At 37.2% G+C, this 19,659-nt stretch carries 19 protein-coding genes and 2 pseudogenes; 11 read left to right on the forward strand and 10 right to left on the reverse strand.

The window, feature by feature from the left end; all coding sequences use genetic code 11:
• From CWATDRAFT_RS13990 to CWATDRAFT_RS14000, 3 genes are all read left to right on the forward strand, one after another.
• A partial coding sequence (locus CWATDRAFT_RS13990) for an ISAzo13-like element transposase-related protein (RefSeq protein WP_007305625.1) occupies positions 1-528 on the forward strand: 528 nt, incomplete at its 5' end.
• A 314-nt stretch (positions 529-842) separates the two neighbouring features.
• Positions 843-1,190 carry a hypothetical protein gene (locus CWATDRAFT_RS38555; RefSeq protein ID WP_042711525.1) on the forward strand — a complete coding sequence of 116 codons (348 nt, stop codon included), beginning with the start codon at positions 843-845 and terminating at the stop codon, positions 1,188-1,190.
• Between the two features lie 173 nt (positions 1,191-1,363).
• Positions 1,364-3,778, forward strand: a complete 2,415-nt coding sequence (locus CWATDRAFT_RS14000; RefSeq protein ID WP_007305626.1) for a GH116 family glycosyl hydrolase — start codon at positions 1,364-1,366, stop codon at positions 3,776-3,778.
• Between the two features lie 86 nt (positions 3,779-3,864).
• Here the strand turns inward: CWATDRAFT_RS14000 and CWATDRAFT_RS14005 are convergent, their stop codons facing one another.
• Together CWATDRAFT_RS14005 and CWATDRAFT_RS14010 are read right to left on the reverse strand one after the other, a co-directional pair.
• Positions 3,865-4,134 carry a type II toxin-antitoxin system RelE family toxin gene (locus CWATDRAFT_RS14005; protein WP_007305664.1) on the reverse strand — a complete coding sequence of 90 codons (270 nt, stop codon included), beginning with the start codon at positions 4,132-4,134 and terminating at the stop codon, positions 3,865-3,867.
• Between the two features lies 1 nt (position 4,135).
• Positions 4,136-4,351: a hypothetical protein gene (locus CWATDRAFT_RS14010; protein ID WP_007310883.1), complete on the reverse strand. Its 216-nt coding sequence runs from the start codon at positions 4,349-4,351 to the stop codon at positions 4,136-4,138.
• Between the two features lie 146 nt (positions 4,352-4,497).
• Between CWATDRAFT_RS14010 and CWATDRAFT_RS38560 the strand changes: the two genes are divergently transcribed.
• The 3 genes from CWATDRAFT_RS38560 to CWATDRAFT_RS14020 are packed head-to-tail and all read left to right on the forward strand — an operon-like array spanning position 4,498 to position 6,925.
• Positions 4,498-5,319 (forward strand): P-loop NTPase fold protein, encoded by an 822-nt coding sequence (locus CWATDRAFT_RS38560; protein WP_007305627.1) that lies wholly within the window; start codon positions 4,498-4,500, stop codon positions 5,317-5,319.
• 39 nt (positions 5,320-5,358) lie between these two features.
• Positions 5,359-5,799, forward strand: a complete 441-nt coding sequence (locus CWATDRAFT_RS38565; protein WP_007305628.1) for a hypothetical protein — start codon at positions 5,359-5,361, stop codon at positions 5,797-5,799.
• A 13-nt stretch (positions 5,800-5,812) separates the two neighbouring features.
• A complete protein-coding gene (locus CWATDRAFT_RS14020; RefSeq protein ID WP_007305629.1) occupies positions 5,813-6,925 on the forward strand; it encodes a tetratricopeptide repeat protein in 1,113 nt (370 codons plus the stop codon).
• Positions 6,926-7,025: 100 nt separating this feature from the next.
• On the opposite strand, the gene CWATDRAFT_RS32355 is transcribed toward CWATDRAFT_RS14020, so the two are convergent.
• The gene (locus CWATDRAFT_RS32355) at positions 7,026-7,379 is read right to left on the reverse strand and encodes a hypothetical protein (protein ID WP_042711372.1); all 354 of its coding nucleotides are present in this window, start codon (positions 7,377-7,379) and stop codon (positions 7,026-7,028) included.
• A 121-nt stretch (positions 7,380-7,500) separates the two neighbouring features.
• Between CWATDRAFT_RS32355 and CWATDRAFT_RS32360 the strand changes: the two are divergent.
• From CWATDRAFT_RS32360 to CWATDRAFT_RS14040, 3 genes and pseudogenes are all read left to right on the forward strand, one after another.
• Positions 7,501-8,939 (forward strand): annotated as a pseudogene (locus tag CWATDRAFT_RS32360) (NF041680 family putative transposase).
• 135 nt (positions 8,940-9,074) lie between these two features.
• Positions 9,075-9,566: pseudogene (locus CWATDRAFT_RS14035) on the forward strand (tetratricopeptide repeat protein); the annotation flags it as partial.
• A gap of 344 nt (positions 9,567-9,910) precedes the next feature.
• On the forward strand, positions 9,911-10,459 hold the full coding sequence (locus CWATDRAFT_RS14040; RefSeq protein WP_007305632.1) for a Uma2 family endonuclease: 549 nt from the start codon (positions 9,911-9,913) through the stop codon (positions 10,457-10,459).
• Between the two features lie 158 nt (positions 10,460-10,617).
• Here CWATDRAFT_RS14040 and htpG read toward each other — a convergent pair whose 3' ends face one another.
• The 7 genes from htpG to CWATDRAFT_RS14075 form a co-directional block, all read right to left on the reverse strand.
• A complete protein-coding gene (gene htpG / locus CWATDRAFT_RS14045; RefSeq protein WP_007305663.1) occupies positions 10,618-12,612 on the reverse strand; it encodes a molecular chaperone HtpG in 1,995 nt (664 codons plus the stop codon).
• A gap of 252 nt (positions 12,613-12,864) precedes the next feature.
• Complete coding sequence (gene ccmS, locus CWATDRAFT_RS14050) at positions 12,865-13,296, reverse strand: beta-carboxysome assembly chaperone CcmS (protein WP_007310887.1); 432 nt, start codon at positions 13,294-13,296, stop codon at positions 12,865-12,867.
• A 75-nt stretch (positions 13,297-13,371) separates the two neighbouring features.
• Positions 13,372-14,367: a vitamin K epoxide reductase family protein gene (locus tag CWATDRAFT_RS14055; protein WP_007305661.1), complete on the reverse strand. Its 996-nt coding sequence runs from the start codon at positions 14,365-14,367 to the stop codon at positions 13,372-13,374.
• 49 nt (positions 14,368-14,416) lie between these two features.
• On the reverse strand, positions 14,417-15,265 hold the full coding sequence (btpA, locus tag CWATDRAFT_RS14060) for a photosystem I biogenesis protein BtpA (RefSeq protein ID WP_007305660.1): 849 nt from the start codon (positions 15,263-15,265) through the stop codon (positions 14,417-14,419).
• A 265-nt stretch (positions 15,266-15,530) separates the two neighbouring features.
• Entirely contained in the window at positions 15,531-16,463 is a 933-nt protein-coding gene (locus CWATDRAFT_RS14065; RefSeq protein ID WP_007305659.1) for an NAD-dependent epimerase/dehydratase family protein, read from the reverse strand.
• Positions 16,460-17,230 carry an ABC transporter ATP-binding protein gene (locus CWATDRAFT_RS14070; RefSeq protein WP_007305658.1) on the reverse strand — a complete coding sequence of 257 codons (771 nt, stop codon included), beginning with the start codon at positions 17,228-17,230 and terminating at the stop codon, positions 16,460-16,462. The genes CWATDRAFT_RS14065 and CWATDRAFT_RS14070 overlap by 4 nt, the downstream gene beginning before the upstream one ends.
• 7 nt (positions 17,231-17,237) lie before the next feature.
• Complete coding sequence (locus CWATDRAFT_RS14075) at positions 17,238-18,044, reverse strand: ABC transporter permease (protein ID WP_007305657.1); 807 nt, start codon at positions 18,042-18,044, stop codon at positions 17,238-17,240.
• 168 nt (positions 18,045-18,212) lie between these two features.
• Between CWATDRAFT_RS14075 and petP the strand changes: the two genes are divergently transcribed.
• The gene (gene petP, locus CWATDRAFT_RS14080) at positions 18,213-18,407 is read left to right on the forward strand and encodes a cytochrome b6f subunit PetP (protein ID WP_007305633.1); all 195 of its coding nucleotides are present in this window, start codon (positions 18,213-18,215) and stop codon (positions 18,405-18,407) included.
• A gap of 92 nt (positions 18,408-18,499) precedes the next feature.
• A complete protein-coding gene (locus CWATDRAFT_RS14085) occupies positions 18,500-19,585 on the forward strand; it encodes a Get3/ArsA fold putative tail anchor-mediating ATPase NosAFP (RefSeq protein ID WP_007305634.1) in 1,086 nt (361 codons plus the stop codon).
• Positions 19,586-19,659 lie beyond the last annotated feature (74 nt).

A 19,659-nucleotide genomic window follows, 5' to 3' on the forward strand; every position in this document is an offset into this window, starting at 1 on the left:
GTTCCTTGTGGGATTGTAGATGAAGATACAGGGCAACTTTATGTAACTTTTGGAAGTTCTTATAAAACGAGTGATTTCATGGTAGATAACTTGGAGCAATGGTGGACAAGTCTGAGTATAACTGAAAAGCAGCAACTAGAGAACATCCAAATTAAAGTTGATAATGGACCAGAAAATAGTGGAATAAGAAGGCAATTTTTGAAGAGAATGGTAGAGTTTGCCGACCAAACTAAGAAATCTATTCAATTACTATATTTTCCTCCTTATCACAGTAAATATAATTCCATAGAAAGATGTTGGGGAATTTTAGAGAGGCATTGGAACGGAACACTTCTGAGAAATGCTCAAACGATGTTAGCTTGGGTAAAAACTATGACATGGAAAGGCTTAAATCCGATAGTTAAGTTAAGTAAAAAAGTTTATCAAAAAGGCATTTCTTTAACGAAAAAAGAGATGAAGGAAATTGAGAAACGTTTAGAACGTAATCCTCACTTACCTAAATGGGATATTTTGATTAGACCCAGTTAGCCTAAAAAGTTAATAAGAGTGTAAAATTAAGTGAATTTCCTTTTTAAAAATAGTCAAAGCTAATTTAAAAGTTAGCGTATTTCTTTCTTTTAGATAGGGAGGTTTTTGTTCGCGGAAAGTATCCGCGAACAACTTTTTATTTTTCCCTTTTCGCTTATTTGAGATGTTCTACAAACAGATTCTGAGAATGGGTGGGAAACTTTTTCTTGGAAATCACCTTGGTTGGGGAAATCTGAGATCGCTCTGTTCAAACCCACTTCCTGTAAGGCTTCTGTGTTTGGCGATCGCAGATTTTGTGAGAAATTCGGGTATTAGTGGGTTGTCCAGGAGCTGGGTTTCCCCATCTCACTTCTGAAGTGCCAAGTCCTGTGGTTACCCCGGATGGATTTCCTTGGACTCCAGTCCATGTCCCATTAGAGGTGATGGTAATAGCTGATGCCATAGGTGCAGCAGCTAGTGATAATAGAGAGAAAGCTGATGTCGTAACTACAGACTTAAAATTGATCATTAGACTCCTCATAGAAAAAAGTTTCAACACCATAATTGTTACACAGCCATGTATAACTTCATGTATAACTTCATGTATAACTAAAAAAAGTACAAATATATTATTAAACTATCATAGATATTTCCCTATAGAACCCATTTGGGATCTCTGGTGAAATTAAGTGGGTTTGATTTTTTAACTTAAATTTCTAGAAAAAAGAATTTTCAAGAAACAATATAGGGTTTGTAGAGGTCAAAACTTTTTGACCTCTACAAAATATGTAGCCTACACATAGTTATTTTTAGCATTTGTGAACTGTTTTGACCGTTATATCCTAAAATTTATGCCATGAAGACTTTATTTTCCCTCCCCAACATCCCCTCTTGTGCTTGGAAACGTCTCATCGGTCAAGGATGGGATAACCCTTATACAGTACGCTATGCTAGTAATTTAGATGACGGCCCTTGGCACGGAATGCCTCTCGGTGGGTTTGGTGCAGGATGTATTGGGCGATCGCCTCGTGGTGATTTTAACCTTTGGCATTTAGATGGGGGTGAACATATTTTTAAGAGTATCCCATCTTGTCAGTTTAGTATTTTTGAACAATTAGAAGATGGTACAGCGCAAGCTTATGCTTTAGCAACGGAACCCCCAGAGGATAAAACCCTATCTCGTTGGTCTTGGTATCCCACAGAAAAGGGAACTTACTCTGCACTTTATCCCTGTAGTTGGTATCAATATGAGGGGGTTTTTCAAGCAGAGATTTATTGTGAGCAGTTTTCTCCTATTATTCCAGATAACTATCAGGAAACAAGTTATCCTATTGGGGTATTTGAATGGACAGTAAAAAACCCTACTGATAAACCCATTACCCTCAGCATTATGCTTACTTGGCAAAATATTGTGGGTTGGTTTACTAATGCTATTAAATCCCCAGAAATTACTGTTAGGGATGATGGTAGTCCAGAGTACGAATATCAACCGAGATGGGGTCATAGTACGGGAAATTTTAATCAGTGGGTACAAGATAATTTTCGGGTGGGTTTTATTCTCAATAGATTACAACCCCATGAACAGGTACAAGAGGGAGAAGGACAGATTTGTATTGCCAGTGTTACTAATCCTAGTGTAGAGGTTTTTAATCTGGGTAAATGGAATCCTGACGGAGATGGTTCTGAGGTTTGGGACTATTTTGCTATGGATGGATCTTTACCTGATCAAGAGGATGAAACACCAGCAGAACCTGGGGAACAAATAGCGGCAGCTATGGCAATACGTTTTACTGTTAAACCAGGAAGAGTTAAGAAGATTCCCTTTATCTTAGCCTGGGATTTACCAGTAACAGAATTTACCCCAGGAGTACAATACTATCGTCGTTATACTGACTTTTTTGGACGCAATGGTAACAACGGTTGGGCAATGGTGAGAACGGCTTTAAAACATTCTGATGTTTGGCGAGATAAAGTAGAAGAATGGCATAACTCTATCTTAAAAAATGATAATTTACCCGACTGGTTAAAGATGGCTTTGTTCAATGAATTATATTTATTAACCGATGGGGGAACTCTATGGACAGCAGCATCTGAGACTGATCCTGTAGGACAGTTTGGGGTGTTAGAATGTTTAGATTATTGTTGGTATGAAAGCTTAGATGTAAGATTATATGGATCTTTTGGGTTATTGATGTTATGGCCTGGTTTAGAAAAGGCAGTTATGGAAGCTTTTGCACGGGCAATTCCCAGTAGTGACGATACTATTAGAATTATTGGTTATAATCAGGCTGAAGGGTTCCGAAAAGTTAAAGGTGCAACTCCCCATGATTTAGGTGCGCCTAATGAACATCCTTGGGAGAAAACAAACTATACAAGCTATCAAGATTGTAATCTTTGGAAAGATTTAGGGAGTGATTTTGTTTTACAAGTTTATCGAGATTTTTTGTTAACTGGTTCCGATGATATTGACTTTTTATGGGAATGTTGGGCTGCCATTCCAGAAACATTAAACTATCTCAAAGAATTTGACTTAGATAATGATGGTATTCCTGAAAATTCTGGCGCACCAGATCAGACATTTGATGACTGGAAATTAAGCGGTATTAGTGCTTATTGTGGTGGTTTATGGATCGCAGCTTTAGAAGCAGCAATTAAGATCGGAGAAATATTGTTAGAAAATTCTCCTAATAATCCACAATTAGAACCTGAAAATTATCCCGAATCTATAGAAAAGGAACTGGATAAATACAATAATTGGTTACAACAATCTCGTGCTATTTATCACAGTACATTATGGAACGGAGAATACTATAATTTAGATAGTAAAAGCGGTTCTGATATAGTGATGGCGGATCAATTATGTGGTCAATTTTATGCCCGTTTATTGGGTTTATCCGATGTAGTTGAGTCTGAATATACCCTATCAGCTTTGAATAAGGTTTATGAAGCTTGTTTTTTAAAGTTTCAAAACGGAAAATATGGGGCAGCAAACGGCATGAAACCCGATGGTACACCGGAAGATCCTAACTCAACTCATCCCCAAGAAGTTTGGACAGGAATTAATTTTGGAATAGCTTCATTTCTAATACAAATGGGGATGAAAAATGAAGCCCTAAAATTAACCGAAACAGTGGTTAAACAAGTGTATGAAAATGGGTTACAGTTTCGGACACCTGAAGCAATAACCGCAGTGGGAACCTATCGTGCTTGTCATTATTTAAGAGCTATGGCCATCTGGGGAGTTTATTATCAGTTATCAGTGAACAGTTAACAGTGATCAGTGAACAGTGAACAGTTTTTTTAGTTAAAATTAAAACTTGTAGGGTGGGCAATTCCCACCTTACTTGAACACTAGAATTAAGGAAAATAACGATAAAATTCTCTTCGATGTAGAACACGCATCATTTCTACTTGATGGCCTTGTACTTCTATTCCAATACGATAATCACCAATGCGAATAAGATAGCGATTAGAATAACCCTTCATTGCTTTAATATTGCTTAAAACTTCCAAATTATCAGCTAAAGGAATAGTTTCAAAAGCTAGTTCAAAGATTCGCTTATATATCGGTTGTTTTTTCAACTTCTTTAAATCTTTCAAAAATAATTGGCGATACTCAACTTGCAAATTATTCCTCCAAATATTGTAATGCTGTTTTGCTGTCTAATAAAGGAGTTGATTTTGCTTCATCCATTGCTTGATTGAGACAATAATCTTCTAATCTATCCGATAACTCATCTAAGGAAATTTCTTCTTCAGGAAATATTTGTTTCCACACTTCGATTGGGATAATAACCGCTGTCGGTTTACCATTTGGATCTTTCAGGTACTCAATTTCTAACATTTAATGCCTACCACTACCATTAATTTAATTTTAACGCTTTGCTTGATGAAAGCCATCAGTTTTAGAGACGAAATTTGTAGGCAGATACAATGCCCACCTTACTCTAATTTGAATTATAATAGAAATAGTGTCTAATTTATTCAATTATGGCAACCAGTAATCTATTAGAAGCGTTTCGCCAAACTTATCAAAATTTTCAACTTCTACCATTAGTAACCGATGATAAATTAGATGATTTTAGAATTGAGTATGGAACTCGTGTTAGATTAGAATTAGAACAAGTGCTAGAAGATTGTACTGATATTAATAATAAAGTAATTTTTACAGGACATCGAGGTTGTGGAAAATCAACCTTACTCGCTTATTTTAGTCGTCAAATACGAGATAACTATTTTGTAGTCTTTTTTTCTATTGCTGACATGATAGAAATGTCAGATGTGAATCATATTAATATTTTGTTTGCAATCGCAGTGCAAATGATGGCTAAAGCTGAACAAGATAAGATTAAAATAAAAGAGTCAAAAAAGCAAAAATTTTATCAATGGTTTGCTACAAAAACAAAAACCAATCTTGAAGAAAAAAAACGAGAATTGGGATTAAAATTTAATTTATTTAGTTGGATAAAAACCCAATTAACAACTAATTATACCACTCGTAATGAAATCAAACAAGAATTTCAACGTAATATTTCTGAATTAACTGATCAATTGGATCTTATTGCTACTGTTATTAGAGAGCAAACTGATAAAGAAATTTTAGTTATTATTGATGATCTAGATAAACTTGATTTAGGGTTTGTTAGAGAAATTTTCAGCGATCATATCAAAGTTTTAATGCGTCCCAAGTTTAGAATTATTTATACAGTTCCAATGGCAGCAATGCGAGATAAAAATTTACGAACAATTATGCAAGATGAAAGTAATAATCAAGTTAAATTAATGCCTATTTCTAAGTTTTTTAGTAAATAAGAAAGCCATAACTCTGATGCTCTTCCCAATGAAAAAAATGTGAATACTTTTCGCAAATTAGTAGAAAAAAGGATTGATAATAATTTAATTGAAACTGAGATTTTAGAACAAATTATTTTAAAAAGCGGAGGTGTTTTACGAGAAGCTATTCGTATTATGAATCAATGTTGTTCTGAATGTTTAGTATTAATTAGGATGGAACCTGAACAAACAAACATAAAAATCAATAAAGATATTTTAGATACAGCATTAAGAGAGTTAAGAAATGATATGGCCAGACCTTTATCTAATAATGAGTATAAGCTTTTAACAACAATTTATCATAAATTTAATCCCGATGATGAAAGTGATCAAGATCAGTTTTTAGACTTATTACATAACGTTTATATTTTAGAATATATTAATGATAATTTATGGTACGATCTTCATCCTATTGTTATTTATTTATTGAATCGTAAAGGTTACTTATTAGAATCATAAAGGTTAATAAATTATGCCGTTAGAAACTACTTTAAAACTAAGCAAAGAAAATAATCTTAATTACCAAGGGTTATTAAGTCTTATTGAAGCAAGCGAAAACACTTTAAGTATATTAATTGCTGTTTGTGATGATAGAAATTTACGAGATAAAATTATAGAAGATTGCGAAAAAGAATTATTACCTAATATTGCCAGTTATCATGCTCGTCTTGACCAAAATGAACCCAGTTTAAGAGCAGCTATTTATAAAATTGTTCCATCAGAAGAATTCAAAAAAAATGAAAAATATACTCTTTTAAATATCACAGGTGCAGAAGATTTATTCTTTATTCGTAATAATGGGGAAAAATCACAACAAGAGAAATTTTTTGGTTATTTACAATGGACAAGGGAAGGGTTAAGAGAATTTCCTTATCCCATTCTTTTATGGGTGACAAATCAAATTTTAGTTAATTTAAGTAGAAAAGCACCTGATTTTTGGAGTTGGAGAAAAGGGGTATTTCATTTTATTCCTGAAGCTTCTTTAACTCCTGTTTTACCACCAGATAATAGAATTATTTCTGATGATTATTTGAAAGAAGATGATTCACATTCTTTATCTTTGGAAGATTTAGAAGAACTTATCAGCAATACTGAAAACAAAAGAGGCAAAAATGATCCTAATTTAGTTACCCTTTATAATCGTTTAGGGGATGTTTATTTTAATCGCATCAAAAGTGGTGTAGCAGTTAGTTTTCCTGATGAAAAAGAAAATGCTTTACATTGTTATTATCAAGCATTAGATATTTCCAGAGAAGTTGTGGATAGATATGGAGAAGGGAATTCTTTACAAAATCTAGGTATTATTTATAACTATTTAGCTAAATATCAAGAAGCGATCAAATACAATCAACAGTCTTTAGCTATCTTTAAAGAAATAGGAGATGGACACGGTGAAGCTTGTTCCTATAAGAATTTGGGGAATGCTTACTATTTTCTGGGACAATATGAACAAGCAAGAGAATACTATCAACAGTCCTTAGCTATCACTAGAGAAATCGGCGATCGCAAAGTTGAAGCAACTTCTTATAATAATTTGGGTATCGTTTATTCTTGGACTTTGGATAAAAAAGAATTGTTAGCGTAAATTTTACGCTAAACATGTCTCCAGAGCTAAAATAGAGAATTAAGGTGATTTTAAAAACTCTCTTTCCATCTTTTTAGGGGGTTTTAAATATTAAATAGCTTCATTCAGTTTCGGTTCCAATATAGATATCTAAGTAGCTTTCAGTTAGAGATTGAATGACTCGTTCTAATTCATCAATGAGATTTCTTCTAGTGAGTTTTTCTACAGCATCAATATGAGCAGAACTTCCGGCTCGTCCTAAATATTTATATTTGGTTTTTTTCTCATTATTAGTGGCCATAGGAAAAATTGATTCAGCAGCCTGTAGTTTATAATACCAGTAGATTGTTCCCTTTCCATTAACCTGATAACGAATAATATGACAATTAGCTGGTGCTACTTCCCCTTCCCGTTCAATTTTCTTTATTTTCTGTTTAAGAGAGCGAATTAGACTCTTAATTTGTTTGGCTCTCAGGTGGACATCTTGACTGGTCTTAAGTTCGGAATGTTATGACATTAGCCTTAACTGTAACAAACAACCTTTTTTGATGTTAGCGTATATATTACGCTAATTTATAAGGTAATAAATTTTAAAAATGACCAAAAATGAAACGGCTACGTCTGTCGAGGAATTCCTGGTGTGGAGGTCTAACCTCTTCCAAGGACTAAAAGCTAGAAAAGAAACTATTATAGAATTACTCGATGCCCTCTCCAGTAACCAACAAGCTCACTCAGTCGTTGAATTGTCTCTCAATCCTTTATTTAGAAGAGATTATAACAGTTTATATAGAGGAATTCAAGAGTTTTACCCACTCAAACTGACCCTAATTATGAACAGAGAATTGAGACTTTATTTTCAGCGGTATCGAGAACAATTCCTCCCACTTCAAAACATTATAACTTATTTGGTATTGACACAACTCCCTGTCCACGACCGTTTGCCGAAACGTTAGCGGATAAAACCTTTATTCATTACCTCAATCCAATTAAGGGAAATAAACCCATTAATATTGGACATTGTTATTCCGTTGTCTGCGCTTTACCTGACCAAATAGACACAGAAAAAGTCCCTTGGGCTGTCCCCTTATCAGGAGAGCGAGTCCCCTCTAAACATAAAGGAGTAAATCAAGGCAATCAACAACTAAAAAAAATCTGGCAAAGTTCTTTATTTTCTGATAAATTATCTGTCTTAGTGGCTGATAGTGACTACAGCCAAAAGGATTTTATTGGGGAACAAGTTAAGCATGAAGACGTAGTTACTATTACAAGAGTTAGAAGTGACCGAGTTTTTTATCGTCAATTTATTCGGGACCCAAATCAAGCCAAAATTTCGGGACATCCCCGTTGGTATGGGGATAAATTTGACCTTAAAGATGACCAAACTTGGACTGAACCTGATGAAGTTCATCATGTTCCCTTTACAACGAAAAAAGGTCGTCAATTAACAGTGACTATTTCGGGATGGAAACAGATGTTAATGAGAGGAACTAAAAACTATAAAATGAACAATCACCCCTTTACTTTACTCCAGATTGTTGTCAGAGATCAAGAAAGAAATAGTATTTGGAAACCTATGTGGCTTATTGTTATTGGTTCTCGGCGCGATGAGTTAAGTTTAGTTGATTGTTATCAGTGTTATCGACAACGTTATGACATGGAACATCTTTTTCGATTTGGTAAACAAAGATTATTGATGACATCTTATTTAACTCCCGATGTACATCATGAAGAAAATTGGTTTAAACTAACACTTCTTTCTTCTGTAAATTTGTGGGCTGCCAGAAAATTAGCTGTGGTTTTACCCCGTGATTGGGAACAGTATTTGAAGACTAATAAATCCATCAAAATCACCCCTAGTCTAGTTCAAAGAGACTTTTCAAGAATAATTACGACCTTGGGGACTTTTGCCAAATTTCCCAAACGTCGAGGTTTTTCTTCCGGACGTATTAAAGGTTACAAAAAAGCCCCACGAACTCGTCATGATGTTATCAAGAAAGGGAGCAAAAAATCAACTGAAAACTTAAAAGCTCCTTAGTTTTCCTCAGAATCTATAGATTAGCCCTATTTGTCAGCCAATTTTATTGACTGATACAGAGCCGATATTTTGGGATTTTAGTTTAGCGTAAAATATACGCTAACAAACTTTTTTTGTCCAAAGTCCAATTATTCTTCTCTGGGACAATATGAACAAGCAAGAGAATACCATCAACAGTCTTTAGCTATCTCTAGAGAAATCGGCGATCGCAAAGGTGAAGCTTATTCCTATAATAATTTGGGGAATGCTTACTATTTTCTGGGACAATATGAACAAGCAAGAGAATACTATCAACAGTCCTTAGCTATTACTAGAGAAATCGGCGATCGCAACGGTGAAGCTTCTTCCTATAATAATTTGGGGAGTGTTTACAATTCCCTGGGACAATATGAACAAGCAAGAGAATACTATCAACAGTCTTTAGCTATCACTAGAGAAATAGGCGATCGTAACGGTGAAGCTAATTCCTATATTGGTTTGGGGAATGCTTACTATTTTCTGGGACAATATGAACAAGCAAGAGAATACTATCAACAGTCCTTAGCTATTTTTAAAGAAATCGGCGATAAACCAGGTGAAGCGAAGGCTTTGTTTAATGTAGATTTATGCTTTAAAAAGGTTCAATGAAAAGATGAGGCAAAAGAATCCTTTCATAACGCCCGTTAATTGTATCAAGATATGAGACTCAATCCGATTGTAGAACGTTGCGATAATCAAATTAATGCTTTAGTTTCTAGGGGTTAATGATCAAACTCTGTTGACGGATAACGTTACACGTCAAAATTATCATTATAAAATCATAACTCCGAACTCCGAACTCCTAACTCCTAACTCACCTTGACGGATAACGTTACACGTCAAAGTGAGAATTCTAATATTGCACTCTGAGACAACAATCTTTGCTTAACTTGACAGTACCAACTCCCAAGCTAAGATTAAAGTAGTCAAATCAATAATTCTCCTATATATGTATGACGGTAACTACCTATAAATGGACAATTGAGAAATGGCACGAACTGGTTAACTCTGGGGTGCTAGACGGACAAAAAGTAGAATTATTAGAGCATAATATCGTTAATATGAGTCCAGAAGGGATTGAACATAGTTATACTACCGAAAATGTAGTTATTTACCTGAGAAATTTACTGTCAAATTTAGCTCACGTCAAAGAATCCCATCCTATAACCCTAGATAACTCCGAACCGGAACCAGATATAGCTATAGTAAGACTCCCAGAAACTATTTATCGTAATCATCATCCCTACGCTGAAGATATTTATTGGTTAATCGAAATATCCCAAAGAACTCTCAAGAAAGATTTAGAACAAAAAAGCTTTACCTATGCGCGTAATAGTATCCCCGAATATTGGGTAATTGACTTACAAAATAAACAAGTCATCGTTCATACCCAACCCCAGGATAATAAATACTTACAACTGGTTACATATCAATCTGGGATTATTTTACCTTTAGCTTTTCCTGAGATCGAAATTACTTTGCAAAAATTATTACTGTTTTAAACAAAATAAGGTGGACAATGTCCACCCTACTGTTAGAAATTATTAATTACTCAACCGGAGTTCGATATAAGCAAGAAAACTGAATCAAATCAGAAGTATCAAACCTTCATTCTCTCCTTAAAAAAGACCGAACTCCGAACTCCGAACTCACCTCCTCACTATTTCGTCAAACGAGTTAATACTTGATTAGATCGTTCAACAAAAGACTTCATACCCTCACCATCGAGTCCTTTTTGAGCAATTAAAGCTAAATCATAGATATGTTGACACAACATTTTAGCCATTTCTGCCGAAGGTGAATCACCCCCTGCTTGGATAATACTTCCCTGACTCAACTGATAGATATTCTCGATCAATGGATGGGTAGTATTAATCACAAAAACGTGTTCATCTGGGAAGTCCATAACCTGTTGTTGAGAGACGGCCATCATCTCACGTAAACGTCTCATTGCTTCTGGTAATAATACCATCGCAGGGGGTGTACTGTCGGGAGTATCTGACTTTAATGCTTGGGTTTTGATGTTGACTTTAGAATTATTTAAAGCCTTCTCAAAAATTTCCTTAATTTGATCGCTACGGGTTTTATTCGTATTCGGATCAACAATTTCATCCGCTTTATCTTGTTGAACTAAGGTATCATCTAACTCCGCATCTACACGGGAAAATTTAACCTCAGAATACTCTTTTTCCAGGAAAGGAATAAAGTAATTAGTATCGATGAAAGAGTCCATAAATAGGATCTCTAAACCCTGATTTTTGTAGAGTTCTACATAAGTCGCTTGGGTATCGGTATCCGTACAATAAAAGACCCGATTTTCATGACGTTCCTTGTTACGTTCTAGGTAAGCAGGTAAGGTAGTATAACCTTCGCTTTCGTAACTAAATTTCTCCTCACTTTCTCCTTTAGTTTTAACATTTTCCCAGAGATCCCCTTCACCTTCTACTTGAACTTGTGGGGTTTCAGGGTCAGATTTTGCCTCAACTTTATCCGCTTTATAAGTGGTTTTGTAGATGAGAATATCCTCAACTTGTTTCTTGAACTTCTCATCTTTCAAAGAACCATATTTAATAAAAGTTCCCACATCTTTCCAACACTTAACATATTCTTCGGGGGTGTCCTCATAGATAGATTTGAGCCGTGTAGCTATCTTTTTGGCGATATGGTTAGCAATACTGCGAACCGTCCGATGATTAGTTAAAGCACTTCGAGAAACATTTAAGGGAATATCAGGACTGTCAATAACACCCCGTAAAGGCATCAAGAAGTCTGGGATAATTTCTTCACAGTGATCATTAACAAAAACCTGATTACAGAACAGTTTAATATGTCCTTGTGACACATCAACATCGGGTCTCAATTTAGGAAAGTATAAAATCCCGTTTAAAAGATAGGGATAATCCGTGTTTAAATGTACCCATAATAAGGGATCTTCTTGGAAAGGATAAAGATAACGATAAAACTCTAAATAGTCCTCATCCGTTAAATTTTGTGCCGAATCTTTCCAAAGAGCTTTTTGTTTGTTAATAGATTCGTTTTCAAACTTAATCGGAACGGGAACAAAATCAGAATAAGTTTTAACCAATTGACGAATTCTTTGGGGTTCTATATATTCCTGTTCATCGTCCATTAAAGTTAAAGTAACTGTTGTTCCGATTTGAGTTCTCGAAGATTCAGTTAACTCAAACTCAGGGGAACCGTCACAAGACCAATGAATAGCTTCTGAGCCTTCTTTATAGGATAAAGTATCAATTTCTACCTGTTTGGCTACCATAAAAGCAGAATAGAAACCTAAACCAAAATGTCCGATTAAATCATTGGCAGTTTTTTGGTATTTTTTAACAAATTCTTCCGCACTAGAAAAAGCCACTTGGTTGATGTATTTTTTGATTTCATCAACAGTCATCCCAATACCATTATCATAGATACAAAGAGTTTTGTTAGTTGTATCTACCGTAATGGTAATTTCTGGTTCAGGAACATCCCCAGATAGTTCCCCTGCTAAAGAGGCCATTTTTAGCTTAGAAATAGCATCCACTGCATTAGAAATTAATTCCCGTAAGAAGATTTCGTGATCGGTGTAGAGAGACTTCTTAATGATGGGAAAAATATTCTCAGTATGAATGGTAATATTACCTTTTTCCAGTACCGTCATAGCTTTTCCTTGTTGTGAATATTGTAATTGAATTTGTTACCCATAGTTTTCACTATGCTATGAGTTAACACTAACTATTATCATAATTGATCTGATGTGTCACCATCAAGTTTGAGCTAATATTAAATCCGATTTTCAAACCCATCTTATCTTTTAGAAGGGGTAGAAAAATCTCCCAGTCACCCAGTCACCCAGTCACCCAGTCTCCCCGTCACCCCCTCTCCGGTGTCAATCAGAATTTAGAATTACAGCTTATCTCTTCCATCTGATGGCTTTCATTGTACTTTCCAGTTGTTCAATCAAACCATCTAAACTCATATTCTCCTCATCAAAAAAAACAGAAGGAGACTGTTCACACTGATAATAAATCAATTTAATTTGACCTTCATTAATGGCAATCATCGCTACTTCTTCGTTATAGTTATAATTGTCAACAATACCTAAAACTTCTTGTATTTTTCCTTCAACATTACGATTTAATTCGTCAAGAGATTGACGAGAACAACGGATGAAATGGGGTTCCGGTTCTAAATCAATCCCTAACACATCCTGGTCATTTTCCCATTCATTTTTTAAACCCCAAGCTAAGGCAGCGAGAGCCTGTTTATTTTCTGTTACAAAACGGTCTAATTGATATCGCCATTGATTTTCTGAATTATCTGGTACAGACTCACCAAATTGCATCATTTTTTTTAACCTAAATTGTTCTCAAATAAGCCATAGCAGGGGTTTAATGATATTAAACCCTCTACTTAATAACTAACGTCCACGAATGGTATATTTCCAGTCATCTAGCCCTGTATAACCAGACTCTTGAGCTAAAGTTTCAGGCTCTTGCGCCCCTGATAATTGTTTACCATTAATTTCCCAACTAGGATAGGATCTAATCCCAGCAGCTTGACAAGCTTCTGGTTGCGGATTTTTTCCCCTGGGATCACACTCAATATAGGTAATTTCCTTAACCGCTTCTTTCCCTAAAACTTGTTTTTGCTCGAAACAATGGGGACACCAAAAAGCCCCGTACATTTTTGCCTCTACGGAGGTTAAATGTTTAGCTAATTCAATTTCAGAGGCTCCCGACTCTGTATTTACTTCCCACCCATAGGGTGCTTCTGGTTGTGTGTCAGGTGATGGGATGACAATACGGCCATCGGCAGTGGTAGCTGGGGGGGGTTGGTTAAGATGGGCATAAGCTCCCAAAGTTCCTACCAAAGTAATCATAGCCACCACAATAGGTATAAAGAAAAGTTGACCTATTTCGTCCCATTCGCGGCCAAAAATACTTAACCCCATTAAACTCAGGGAAAAAGCCGCCGAACCGATACAATAGTAACAAACCGATTGTAATTCCGTGGCTAGAATATACATCAGATAACCACTAAACACGGCCATCGAAGTACCCCCGGCTAAGAGGAACAACCATGTCCATTCATCAAGTTGTTTTCTAAAGCTTTTTTTCCCTTCTGGTTGAATTAAGAAAGGTCCCAAAGAAGCAGCGGACATACTGCTATAGGCCAAAAAACCAAACAAACTTAAGGGTAAACCGAAAACAGTGGCATAGGGACTATTGAGGACACTTTTACAGCCACTGGCCACAGCCTCTGCATCCCCAGCACCACAAGCCACTTCTCCCCCAGTTAGTTTAGTGATGGTAAGATAGGCGGTTAGAACAGCCCCTGCAATGGCGATCGCCCCAATCATAGGACGGGACCAACGATGGAGCCAAGGAACGGAACGTCTACTAATACGACTCATAATCCTTTTTCTCTTTAAATAATCAATTATTCCTGATTCTAACAAGGGGTTATGATCTCAATCTTAACGGTTGCTGAGATTTCGTTTTTTCTTTAGATATGGTGGTTTCTTTGGCTGCTTCGACAAACTGAGCAACTCGAATGGGGTCAACGGTTTCGGTAATTTTTCCTTGACGTTTGAGGGAACTGGCTACAATCACACCATCCGCTGCCGTCATCAATTTTCCGATATTATCCCAATCAGCCCCACTTCCGATAAACACAGGAGTTTCCTGGGCTGCGGCCTTAGCCAGTTCCAAATCTTCGAGACTGGGAGGACTACCAGTGGCCCAACCTGAGAGAATCACCCCATCGGCCAATCCTCGTTCAATGGTATCTTGTACGGCAGTAGTTAAATTAGGGGTTCCCAGAGGACGGGCGTGTTTAACTAACACATCAGCTAAAATAGCCACTTCCGCATCTAATTGACGACGATAACGCAGGAGTTCGTAGGCGTTGCCTTCAATTAACCCCTGATCCGTGGCCATAATACCCGTTAAAACGTTTACACGGATAAATTGGGCATTAATGGTCGAAGCGATGGCCATTGCCCCTACAGAGTCATTCCGGAGGAGATTGATCCCAACTGGAACCACCACTAAGTTTTTGATGCGATCGACAATCAAAGTCATAGCACTGATTACCACTGGATCGACCTTTTCTTTAGTAAAGGGGGCATCAAAAAAATTTTCGACAATAATGCCATCAACTCCCCCTGCGGCCAGGGCGGTGGCTTCTTGTTCAGCCCTCTCAATCACTGCTTTTAAACTCCCTCCCCAACGAGGAGACGTGGGAAGGGGTAAGAGATGAACAACTCCAATAACTGGGTTGGTCGTGTTGAATATTTGAGTCAAGTCCACGCTTATCTACCTAACGGTCGACTACGGTTGATACCGTCTGAAATTTAGCTCTAGTTAGTCATTGTACCTTATTAGGTGAACTGGGGTGAAACTTTTGGGGAGACTGGGGGATGGGGAGACATCGGAGACTGGGGGACACCGGGGACTGGGGGACACCGGAGACTGGGGGGAGTGTGGGGAGTGTGGGGAGTGTGGGGAGATGGGGGAGTGTGGAGAGCAAAATATCAATTAATTATTAATTACTCAACTACCCTCACCATCTGCTTCAAACGTTAGAATAAACACTATTGCGTAGGATAGTGTAGCCTTTGATCAATTCCCGAATTCCTCGACCTAATGGCCATTCTGGCTCAAATCCTGTTTTGAGGATACGGGCATTAGAAACAATATAATCCCGTTTATCGGGATCTTCGCCAATGGGAGCTTCTAAATAGGTGAATTTGGGTAAATATTTTTTGATCTCAGCACACAATTCCAACTTAGATAAATTGGCATCTTCTAAACCCACATTGTAGGGTTTGCCTTTCATGGTTTCAAAATTTTCAATTCCATGAACAAACACCTTAGCTACATCACGAATATGAATATAATTCCGTTTAAAGTGTCCTTCAAAAATGACCACAGCCCGATCATAAAAGGCACGATAAACAAAATCATTAACCAAGAGATCAACCCGCATTCTCGGGGACATTCCGAACACGGTAGCTAGTCGAAAAGTAATGCTATTTTCCCTTTCTAAAACCGCTTTTTCTGCGTCAACTTTAGTGGTTCCATAGAGGGAAATGGGACGTAAGGGGGATTCTTCTGTACAGAATTTTCCTGATTCTCCAATGCCATAACCACTATTAGTTACAGGCATTAAAATCCGTTGTTGAGGACTAGCTAAATCACAAATCAATTTCACCGCTTCGTAGTTAATTGTACGGGTTCCCACTTCATCCCGACTACATAAGGGCGCACCCACTAAAGCAGCTAAGGGGATAATTACATCAGCATCTTGTAGTAATTCTTTGATTAAAGATTCGTTACGACAGTCCCCACGCACCACGTTAAAAGTATCGTACTGACAGCAATCAGCCAAACTATTCTGACCAAACATAAAACTGTCTAATACAGTGACTTCATAGCCTTTTGCCAATAAAGTTGGGGTTAAAATTGAGCCGATATAGCCGGCTCCCCCTGTAATTAAAATTTTCATAGATGGTTTTGTAATTCTAGTGTTGAATGTTCTTGAACAGAGAGAAGATAACGATTAATCCCTTCATCGGTATCACCAATAAAGCGAATTTTACCCCGATCTAGCCAAATAACGCGATCGCAAGCTTGTTGAATAAAATCTAATCCGTGAGACACCACTAAAATAGTCGTATTATGTCCCCAGAGTCTATCCATTCGTTTCTTACATTTGTGTTTAAAGCTTTCATCTCCCACCGATAAGACTTCATCCAAGATTAAAATATCTGGCTCAACATCGGTGGCGATGGAAAACCCTAAACGGGCAGTCATCCCTGATGAAAGGGCTTTTACGGGGGCTAAGGAGTAATCTGTTAAATCGGCAAACTCTAAGATCGAAGTAACGCGAGCTTCCATCTCTTGACGAGGGAACCCTAACATTACCCCGTAAAGGATTATGTTATCAGTTACGGACAATTCAGCGTCAAATCCAGCACCTAATTCAATCAAAGGGGCAATGTCTCCCCTAACACGAATCTGGCCAGATGTAGGTTGTAAAATTCCTGTTATCACTTTGAGTAGGGTGGATTTTCCCGACCCATTGGAGCCAATGATACCGATTTTCTCCCCAGCATGAACCGTCAAATCAATGCGATCAAGAATCAGTTTTCTTGAGGGTTGACGGTATTTCCCTTCTAAAATAGATAGGATAGTTTTCTTTAAGTCATAAGAAAACTCCTCTTGGGTTCTACGCCAGAGGGAAACGTGATCGAGTCTAATTGCTTCTACCATTTAACCTTTAAAGCAAATCCATAAAGTTTTTTTGCCAGGAGCGGAAACAGATCCAGCCTAACACTAAAAGTATGAAACCATTAAAAAATGAATGTAAAATTAAGGTTACATCGGGTAAAGCCGCAGATAATGATATCTGGCGAATACTTTCAATAATAGGGATTAAAGGGTTGAGGAGTAAGAAAGATTTGACCGAAGCAGGAACAATTTCCGCCGGATAAAAGACAGGGGAGCTAATCCAAAGAACAAAGCAAACTAGCTCATAAAAATAGGGTAAATCTCTGAAAAATACATACAAAGCACTAACGAAAAAACCGACCCCTGTACAGACAAAACTGAGGGCGATCAAAGGGAATATTAGAGCAATAACATTGAGAGGATTTTTAGAAACAATTAAGGTAACAATGGCCAATAAGGGCAGTGGACCCATAACAAATTGAAAAATATTGGCCACAATCATCGACACTGGAAAAATAGTTATGGGTAAACGAACTTTATTTAACAAAGCTCCGTTACCTACTACACTCCCTAGAGCTTGATTGGTGGAAGATGAGAAAAAATTGATCACTATCAAGCCTGTAAAGGCGGCTAAAATATAGTTAAAGGTTGAATTATCATAATACTGTGCAAATGCTGTACCAAAAATTGCAGCGTACAACCCCGTCATAATCAGGGGATTTAGCAGCGACCAATACACCCCTAAAAATGAGCCTCGGTACCGTCCTTTTAAGTTTCTTTCTACTAACATTCGCAGCAACTCTAGGTATCGTCTGAGTGACGCTCCCTGAAGGCTCGCTTTTAGGCTAATGGTCATAATGGATTATCAATACCAATAAATTACGAATTTTTAGGGGTATTGTATTAAATGTCAGATAGTTTTGTCGAGTTGTTCCCGTTGAATTAAGAAAATTTTAATCATTAACCTTGGCCCGAATTCCGCTAAACTAAGGAATGGTTAACTAATATAATAATAAATTTGGGTATGGAAATCGGGCAGAAAGTAAAGGTGATCCGTCTTCGAGATCGCGTCTCTGGACAGGTTGTGGATAAACTTGGAAAGGAAGGCACTATCAAGGAATTCAAAATGACTGATGGTAGTGGAGTCGGAGCAATAGTCGAGTTTTCTGATAAATCAGAAACTTGGTTTTTTGATGATGAACTCAAAGCGATCGATTAACGAAGTCGCACTCGTCACTTCATTCGGGGCTTAATATTATTAAGCCCCTACGAGGTTATGCTAATTACTAAAGACAATATTTTTGATAACTCATGGCTTTGATTTTAACCTTTTTGGGCAAAGGCGGTAGTGGTTGTTCTACAGTAGCGATCGCTACAGCTAAAAAACTAGCAACCACGGGATCTCGTGTCTTATTCTTGTCTCAAGATTCTAGCCCAGTATTGAATCATTTATGGGGAACTACCCTAGAAGCAGTTCCCACAGAAATTGAGCCTAACTTAAAGGGGATGGCTTTAAAATCAGCACAACTAATATCACAAAGATGGGAAGATGTCAAGGAATTAGAGGCGAAATATTTGCGATCGCCTACCATAAAAAATGTTTATGGACAGGAATTAGGGATATTACCTGGAATGGATGGGGCCTTAGCTCTGGATACTTTACGGGAATACGAACAAAGTAAGGATTACGATGTCATTGTTTATGACGGGGATAGTGCTTTAAATACCCTGAGAATGTTTAGCATTCCAGAAATGATGAGTTGGTATGTACGACGGTTTCAGAAGGTATTAACGGAGTCAGATGTGGGTAAAACTTTGGCTCCCTTTGTGCAACCCATTACCAGTGCTATTTTAAATGTTTCTTGGAGTGCGGATGATCTCAATGATACTCCTGCTAATGATATTTTACAGTCTGGTAAGGCTGCTTTAGCCGATGGTAACAGAGTAGCTGCTTATTTGGTGACAACGGAAGACGAAACTGCGATCGCCGCAGCTAAATATTATTGGGGTGGGGCGCAACAAGTGGGTTTATCAGTTCGGGGTATCATTGTCAACCAAGGTCAAACAAACGCTTTAGCCAACGAATTTGAACCCTTAAACCTATCTTCTCTACCTAAAATGGGTGGGCATGACTGGCAACCATTAATGGACGCTTTACCGCAATTTTTAGGGGACTCTCAAGCTCCTAAACCTGTCACCATTGATGTTGCAAATCGTCAAGTTAAGGTGTTTTTACCTGGGTTTGAGAAAAAACAGGTTAAACTAACTCAATATGGACCAGAATTAACCATTGAAGCAGGGGATCAAAGACGTAATATTGAATTACCTTCACCTTTAGCGGGACAATCAGTTAAAGGGGCAAAGTTTCAGAATAATTATTTGATTGTTTCCTTGTAGTCTAATTATATCATCGCGATAACTGTAGGGTGGGCAATACTATAGCAATTCTTATACTTGTGAGGTACACAGTT

This window comes from Crocosphaera watsonii WH 8501, assembly GCF_000167195.1.
Taxonomy (GTDB): Bacteria; Cyanobacteriota; Cyanobacteriia; order Cyanobacteriales; family Microcystaceae; genus Crocosphaera; species Crocosphaera watsonii.

Coding starts and splice junctions, on each gene's coding strand:
- CWATDRAFT_RS14000 (WP_007305626.1), top strand. CDS start 1,364: ATGAAGACTTTATTTTCCCTCCCCAACATCCCCTCTTGTGCTTGGAAA.
- CWATDRAFT_RS14010 (WP_007310883.1), bottom strand. CDS start 4,351: ATGTTAGAAATTGAGTACCTGAAAGATCCAAATGGTAAACCGACAGCG.
- CWATDRAFT_RS38560 (WP_007305627.1), top strand. CDS start 4,498: ATGGCAACCAGTAATCTATTAGAAGCGTTTCGCCAAACTTATCAAAAT.
- CWATDRAFT_RS14020 (WP_007305629.1), top strand. CDS start 5,813: ATGCCGTTAGAAACTACTTTAAAACTAAGCAAAGAAAATAATCTTAAT.
- CWATDRAFT_RS14040 (WP_007305632.1), top strand. CDS start 9,911: ATGACGGTAACTACCTATAAATGGACAATTGAGAAATGGCACGAACTG.
- htpG (WP_007305663.1), bottom strand. CDS start 12,612: ATGACGGTACTGGAAAAAGGTAATATTACCATTCATACTGAGAATATT.
- ccmS (WP_007310887.1), bottom strand. CDS start 13,296: ATGCAATTTGGTGAGTCTGTACCAGATAATTCAGAAAATCAATGGCGA.
- CWATDRAFT_RS14055 (WP_007305661.1), bottom strand. CDS start 14,367: ATGAGTCGTATTAGTAGACGTTCCGTTCCTTGGCTCCATCGTTGGTCC.
- CWATDRAFT_RS14065 (WP_007305659.1), bottom strand. CDS start 16,463: ATGAAAATTTTAATTACAGGGGGAGCCGGCTATATCGGCTCAATTTTA.
- CWATDRAFT_RS14070 (WP_007305658.1), bottom strand. CDS start 17,230: ATGGTAGAAGCAATTAGACTCGATCACGTTTCCCTCTGGCGTAGAACC.
- CWATDRAFT_RS14075 (WP_007305657.1), bottom strand. CDS start 18,044: ATGACCATTAGCCTAAAAGCGAGCCTTCAGGGAGCGTCACTCAGACGA.
- petP (WP_007305633.1), top strand. CDS start 18,213: ATGGAAATCGGGCAGAAAGTAAAGGTGATCCGTCTTCGAGATCGCGTC.
- CWATDRAFT_RS14085 (WP_007305634.1), top strand. CDS start 18,500: ATGGCTTTGATTTTAACCTTTTTGGGCAAAGGCGGTAGTGGTTGTTCT.